Below are 1,285 nucleotides of genomic sequence, written 5' to 3' on the forward strand. Positions count from 1 at the left end.
TGTATGTACCGGGGACATGGTGGACACATGTTCGGAGACATGGTGGACGGTTTTAGATCTTCTTACCTGCCGTCACGATCTGCAAGTTCAAGTCGATTCGAGCGACACGATGTCTACTCCAGTAGACATCGTGGATACCGTCCTCCGTCGTCTCCCTGATCGCTATGCACCTGCCATAAAAAGCCTTTCCGATCTTGTATTCCCGATTCCTCCAGAAGATTTCGCCTCCCACCTGTACCTTCCTGACCACATCTGCGTCGTTGTACTCCGGCTCCGCCGGTTGCTCCTGATATTCCCGTGGGCTGCCACTGTAACGAGTCGCCGGCACCGCCATGCCCAACGCCTGATGAGGGCGTTTCTGGTTGTAGATGTCGCGCCAGGTATCAAACGCCCGTTGTGCGTCGTCGAGATCGGTGAAAAACCGGCCTTGCAGGACTTCATTTTTCAGGCTGCGGTGGAAGCGCTCCAGTTTTCCCTGAGTCTGCGGGTGATAAGGCCGGGAGTGGCCGACCTTGATGCCCTGGCTCATCAGCCAGACTTCCAGCGCGGTGTAAACGCCTGTCTGATCGCCCCATGGCGAGCCGTTGTCCATCGTCATGCGCAACGGCAGGCCGTAGCGTCGAAACGACCGGATTAGATGGTCCTGTACCGTTTGGCGCTGTTCATTGGCACATGCGGCAATGCACAGCGAAAAGCGTGAGTGATCATCCAGGGCTGTGAATGGATGACAACGTCCGTGGCTCAGACTGAAATGTCCCTTGAAGTCGATCTGCCATAGATCGTTAGGCGCTTCGTGCTCAAAGCGGATAAATGGTTTGATCTCGGCAGCCTTTGGATCAACACGCGAATGACGCTGCAAAACCGCATGCACCGTGCTGACGGAGGGCATCACAGCGCCTTCATCTTCCAGCACGCGCTTGAGCTTGCGGGCGCCCCAAGCCTCGTATTGCTGACTCATGGTCAAAATTTGCTGCTCAACCTCATCAGCACAACGTTTGGGTGATGTTCTTGGTCGCCGGGACTGATCGTGCAAGCCCTCTGCACCCGAGGTTTCAAACCTGTTGAGCCATTTGTAGGCAGTACTTGGGCTGATATTGAATCGACGGCAAAGCTGCCGAATATTCACCCCTTCTTGCCGAGCCAAATGCACAAACTCTGTACGAAGTTGCATGGTGGATGCCTCTTGCCAGGACACAGGTCATTTCCTTGATGATGAGCAATGTGCCTATTAAAAAGTGTCCACCATGTCTCCGAACACCTGTCCACCATGTGTCCGGTACATACA

Annotated in this window: 1 protein-coding gene; it reads right to left on the minus strand. The window is 54.6% G+C overall.

The genetic code is table 11. From position 1 onward, the window contains the following. Positions 1-52 precede the first annotated feature (52 nt). Positions 53-1,195 (minus strand): IS481 family transposase, encoded by a 1,143-nt coding sequence (locus AAEZ10_RS27155; RefSeq protein ID WP_110645432.1) that lies wholly within the window; start codon positions 1,193-1,195, stop codon positions 53-55. Between the last annotated feature and the right edge of the window lie 90 nt (positions 1,196-1,285).

It is taken from the genome of Pseudomonas sp. H26/SER47-MNA-CIBAN-0231 (assembly GCF_040310465.1).
Classification (GTDB): Bacteria; Pseudomonadota; Gammaproteobacteria; order Pseudomonadales; family Pseudomonadaceae; genus Aquipseudomonas; species Aquipseudomonas atacamensis.